We start from the raw sequence: 4,767 nt of genomic DNA on the forward strand, positions 1-4,767 counted from the left end.
AAATGAATAAAAGAACACATACTTGTGGTGAATTGAATGCCAACCATGTTGGCAAATCGGTTATTTTAAACGGTTGGGTGAATACAGTCCGCCTCCATGGCCAAGTGGTTTTTGTGGATTTGCGGGACCGCTACGGTAAAACCCAGATTGTATTTAATTCAGAAGACTATCCCGGTGATTTTGATGCGGTGAAAAAACTCTCTATGGAAGATGTCTTATCCGTCTCAGGCACAGTCCAAAACCGTAATGAAGGGGCAGTCAATCCGGAATTGGCCACGGGAGAGATTGAAGTAATCATTTCTGAAATGGAGATGCTAAACGAAGCGGCACCGTTACCATTTATTATAAGCGATCGCAACAGCGCGGAAGAAAACCTCCGTTTAAAATATCGTTATTTAGAATTGCGGATGGACGAACTTCAGAATAATCTGAAGATTCGTCATAAGACTTATCAATCTGTCCGCAATTATTTATCGGATCAAGATTTTATGGAAGTGGAAACACCAATGCTCATGAAATCCACGCCTGAAGGCGCTAGGGACTATCTAGTTCCCAGCCGAATCCACCATGGACAGTTCTACGCCTTACCTCAATCGCCTCAGATTTATAAACAGATTCTCATGATTTCTGGCTATGATCGTTATTTCCAGATTGTGAAATGTTTTAGGGATGAAGATCTCCGCGCCGATCGCCAACCGGAATTTACTCAAATTGATATTGAAATGTCCTTTGTGGATGAAGAAATGATTTACGCCCAGATGGAAGGGTTAACCTGTAATGTATTCAATGAAGTGATTGGTGTTGATTTACCTAAATCTTTTCCGCGCTTGACTTGGGATGAAGCCATGGACAAATATGGTTCCGATAAGCCGGACACTCGCTTTGATATGTTTCTCCAGGATGTAAAACCATTCACAGATAAATCTGAATTCAATGCATTTAAGTCCGCAGAAATCGTTAAAGGATTGGTGATTCCCGGCGGGGCCAAATACTCCCGCAAGAATATTGATGGATTTACGGACTTTGTGAAAAAATACAAAGCTAAAGGGTTGGCGTGGATGAAGGCCGAGGACGGATTGCTAACCGGCGGTATTTCTAAATTTTTCAGTGAAGAACTGCAAAAAGAATTAATCAGTTCAACCGATATAAATGACGGCGACATTATTTTCATCATCGGTGATGAAAAAGAATTAACCCAAACTGCGTTGGGCGCTTTACGGGTTGAGATCGGTAAAGTTGAGGGTCTTTCTAATACAGGGGAATTCAAGCCTGTTTGGGTCACGGACTTTCCAATGTTTGAATTTGACGCAGAAGCGAATCGATATATTGCAAGGCATCATCCATTTACTGCCCCGTCCTCTTCTAACATTAAAGATTTGGAAACGGATCCCGGTTCACTCAAATCCCGTGGGTACGACCTCACTATGAATGGCTATGAAATTGCCGGTGGTTCTATTCGGAATCATAAGCCGGAATTCCAGGCAAAGATTTTTGAACTATTGGGTATGGATGAAGCAGAAGCTACGGCCCGCTTCGGCTTTTTAGTTGAAGCGTTAAAATACGGTACTCCGCCCCATGGCGGTATCGCTTTTGGCTTCGACCGTTTAGTCATGCTATTAGCCGGTACCAACAATATCCGTGACGTCATCGCTTTCCCAAAAACAACTTCCGCCGCTTCTTTGATGGATGAAGCACCCAGTTCAGTCTCTGAGGTCCAATTGGCAGAATTAAATATTCGGATTGTCAAAAAAGGCGAATAAACCAACCCACTTTTTTCTATACTTCTTTTAATCGATGTCTGAATATTCCAAATATTGCGCGGTGGGTAGTTCATACACCACAGCATTCATCCCTGTTTCTGACGGTGTGGAATTATTTGAAATTCATTTTATACCTTCAAAATTATCGCCCTTTCCACCGCTGATATTTTTGGCTGGCTGGGGTTCCCTAATTTACAGTTGGGAAATCGTGTTGAAAGAAATGACCAAAGATTTTGAGGTTTATTATGTAGAAACGCGAGAGAAAGGATCGGCAATCCATGAAACAGAACAAATACTTAGTATTGAAACGCTGGGGAATGATTTACCTTTTGTTTTAAATCATCACAATATGGAAGAAAATGGATATATCATGTTTGGTAGTTCATTGGGTGCCACGGTCATCTTGGATTCCATGAGCCGAAATAAGATTAATCCATCATTAGCGGTTTTGATCGGCCCTAATGCAGAATTCAACGCACCAAAATTATGGATATGGATTGCTCGCATTACACCACCAGTTTTATATTATTTGGTTAAACCGTCGGTGAAATGGTATATGAAAAAGAAATATATAAACATGGAATCCGATCCGAAGCAGTATGAAAAATATGCTCGTTCTTTGGACGAGGCCAACCCATCTCGACTGCGGCGTTCGGCCCTTAATTTTTCCAAGTATAAAGTATGGGATCGTCTAAGCATAATTCATCAAAATGTGTTAATATTTACCGGTTCGAAAGACGTAATGCACGGGTATGAAGATACCGTGAAAATGACCGAATCGCTCAGCATCTGTGATTTGGTTGATTTGGAAACTAATGCCCGAACTCATAGCATTGAAATGGTAAACCAATTGCGCAGCTTCTTAAAGGAGAAAATTCATGTCTGAAATAATTGTTAAACAACTTTCTGAGGACGAGATCCAGGAAAAAGGAATTCGCTCCTGGTCAACATGGTCCTGTGATAAATCTGATTTTCCCTGGGAATACAGCGAACGAGAAACATGCTACATCATAGAAGGACAGGTGGATGTTGAAACTGAAAATGGCGAAACTGTATCCATCGGTGCCGGAGATTATGTCATTTTCCCCCAAGGAATTAAATGCACTTGGCATGTACACCAGGGGATTTATAAGCATTTTGCCTTTGGGTAATTGCACAATATAATTTATACTTTCTAAATTGAAATATCTCATTCTCTCAGCCCTAAAGGCTGAAGCACGTCCTTTCATAGAGGCCTACGGATTAATCAAAGATTCCACCACCCATTTATATCAAAAAGATAATATTTCGTTATTTATTACCGGAGTTGGTCAAGATAAAACAGAAGAGCGCCTTCAGGCATTTTTAACTCAAATTACCGATTTTAGTGATACAGTCATTTTAAATATTGGCATTGCCGGCGGCCATCCTGAGGATACATCCATTGGCGAATTGTATCTTGTGAATGCAATTCATGATGAAGATTCGGGGCAGACATTCTTTCCAGATATTTTATTGCGCCACGTATTGAAAGAAAAACACCTTACCACAGTTTCTGAAGGTATAACAGAAAATGGGGATCGCTACCAAGGATTGGTAGATATGGAAGGAAGTATCATTTTCCGATTGATGGTTAAAAAGGTGCCACCCCATCGTCTCATATTTTTGAAGGTCGTGTCTGATCATATGGATGTTAAAGATTGGAAATCGCTAGATGTGAGTGGTTTGATTAAAAATCAGATTGGAAAAATTCAAACCATTTTGGATGGGCTTGACAATGAAGTACTGTCTGACCGAAATATTCTAAACAAAGCAGAAATGGAAATGATTAATCGTGGTGCTGTCCGATTGAAATTCACAGAAACTCAATATATCCAGTTGGTCGATTGGTCAGAAAATTATATAAAACGGAGCAGTCGAGAATTGAAAAATATGAAATTTTATTTTGATAAGGAGTCCAAAACAAAACAGGAAAGGAATCGAATCTTTGGCGAAATCAGACAATTCCTTTCTACCTGATTTTTCACATATTTATGTAGAGTCGGGCGCTTTTGAGTTTCCTTTAACAGATCAATGTTTAAGGCGATTTCCCAAAGCAGAAGTGGTGGAAATTTCTGACTATAAAATGGTATTTAATCGTTCGGCGCAGGATTTTCAAACGCAGAAAAAATCCATGAAACTCATTCTTGCCATTAAAAAACCGCCTTTCATTTATAAGGGTACTGACATTCTTCAGGATGGCGGTTTTAAAAATTTCTATTATAATACGCCCTTCCTAAATTGCCTCTATAATTGTGATTATTGTTTTTTGCAAGGTATGTATCCATCGGCAAATATGGTGGTCTTTGTAAATCAATCGGAAATGCAATTAGCCGTTGAAGATGAAATTATAAAGAGAAAATTTCCGAATGATCCACTCATGTTATCCATTTCTTACAATACTGACCTCATGGCATTTGAAAATATTTTACCCATGACGAGGATGTGGATCGATTATGCCAAACAACATCCGGATTTGAATTTGGAGGTCAGGACGAAAAGCGCACTATTCAGCGCAATTCAGGATATAGAACCAACCGATCAAGTCCTTCTGGCTTGGACGCTTTCGCCTAAAAAAGTAGTGAAAGAAAATGAATTAGATACGCCAACCTTGGATCGGCGAATTGCTGCTATTCAATTAGCCATTGAAAAAGGTTGGAAGGTGCGTCTTTGTTTTGATCCGGTTTTAGTTTATCCCGATTGGGAGGCTGATTATTCAGAATTCTTAAATTATGTTAAATCTGAAATAGATGGTGATAATATTTATGATATTACAGTGGGTGTATTCCGAATGGGGCAGGATTATTTTCGGCGAATTCGGAAGTCGAAACCCATTTCAAAAGAATACTATAAGAACTATGTGAATGAGGGGGGAGTGATGACCATACCACAAGTAGAGCGGAAATCAGTTGAAGATTTTTTACGCAAAAATCTTAATGGATTAATATCAGATGATAAAATTCACTTTTGGGTATAATGGAACTACCCC

The 4,767-nt window shown here is 39.6% G+C and carries 5 protein-coding genes; all 5 read left to right on the plus strand.

Features of this window, described 5'->3' with window-relative positions; translation table 11 throughout:
• Window positions 1-2: 2 nt before the first annotated feature.
• From aspS to HN459_05365, 5 genes are read left to right on the plus strand one after another with little or no spacing between them, the layout of a single operon-like run.
• The gene (gene aspS / locus HN459_05345; protein MBT3478871.1) at window positions 3-1,760 is read left to right on the plus strand and encodes an aspartate--tRNA ligase; all 1,758 of its coding nucleotides are present in this window, start codon (window positions 3-5) and stop codon (window positions 1,758-1,760) included.
• Window positions 1,761-1,794: 34 nt separating this feature from the next.
• Window positions 1,795-2,646, plus strand: a complete 852-nt coding sequence (locus HN459_05350) for an alpha/beta hydrolase (GenBank protein ID MBT3478872.1) — start codon at window positions 1,795-1,797, stop codon at window positions 2,644-2,646.
• Window positions 2,639-2,911, plus strand: a complete 273-nt coding sequence (locus HN459_05355) for a cupin domain-containing protein (GenBank protein ID MBT3478873.1) — start codon at window positions 2,639-2,641, stop codon at window positions 2,909-2,911. The genes HN459_05350 and HN459_05355 overlap by 8 nt, the downstream gene beginning before the upstream one ends.
• Window positions 2,912-2,939: 28 nt before the next feature.
• Window positions 2,940-3,758 (plus strand): hypothetical protein, encoded by an 819-nt coding sequence (locus tag HN459_05360; protein ID MBT3478874.1) that lies wholly within the window; start codon window positions 2,940-2,942, stop codon window positions 3,756-3,758.
• Window positions 3,727-4,755, plus strand: coding sequence for a DNA photolyase (locus HN459_05365; protein MBT3478875.1), 1,029 nt, complete (start codon window positions 3,727-3,729; stop codon window positions 4,753-4,755). Before HN459_05360 ends, HN459_05365 begins: the two co-directional genes overlap by 32 nt.
• Window positions 4,756-4,767 lie beyond the last annotated feature (12 nt).

Source organism: Candidatus Neomarinimicrobiota bacterium, assembly GCA_018647265.1.
Classification (GTDB): Bacteria; Fidelibacterota; Marinisomatia; order Marinisomatales; family TCS55; genus TCS55.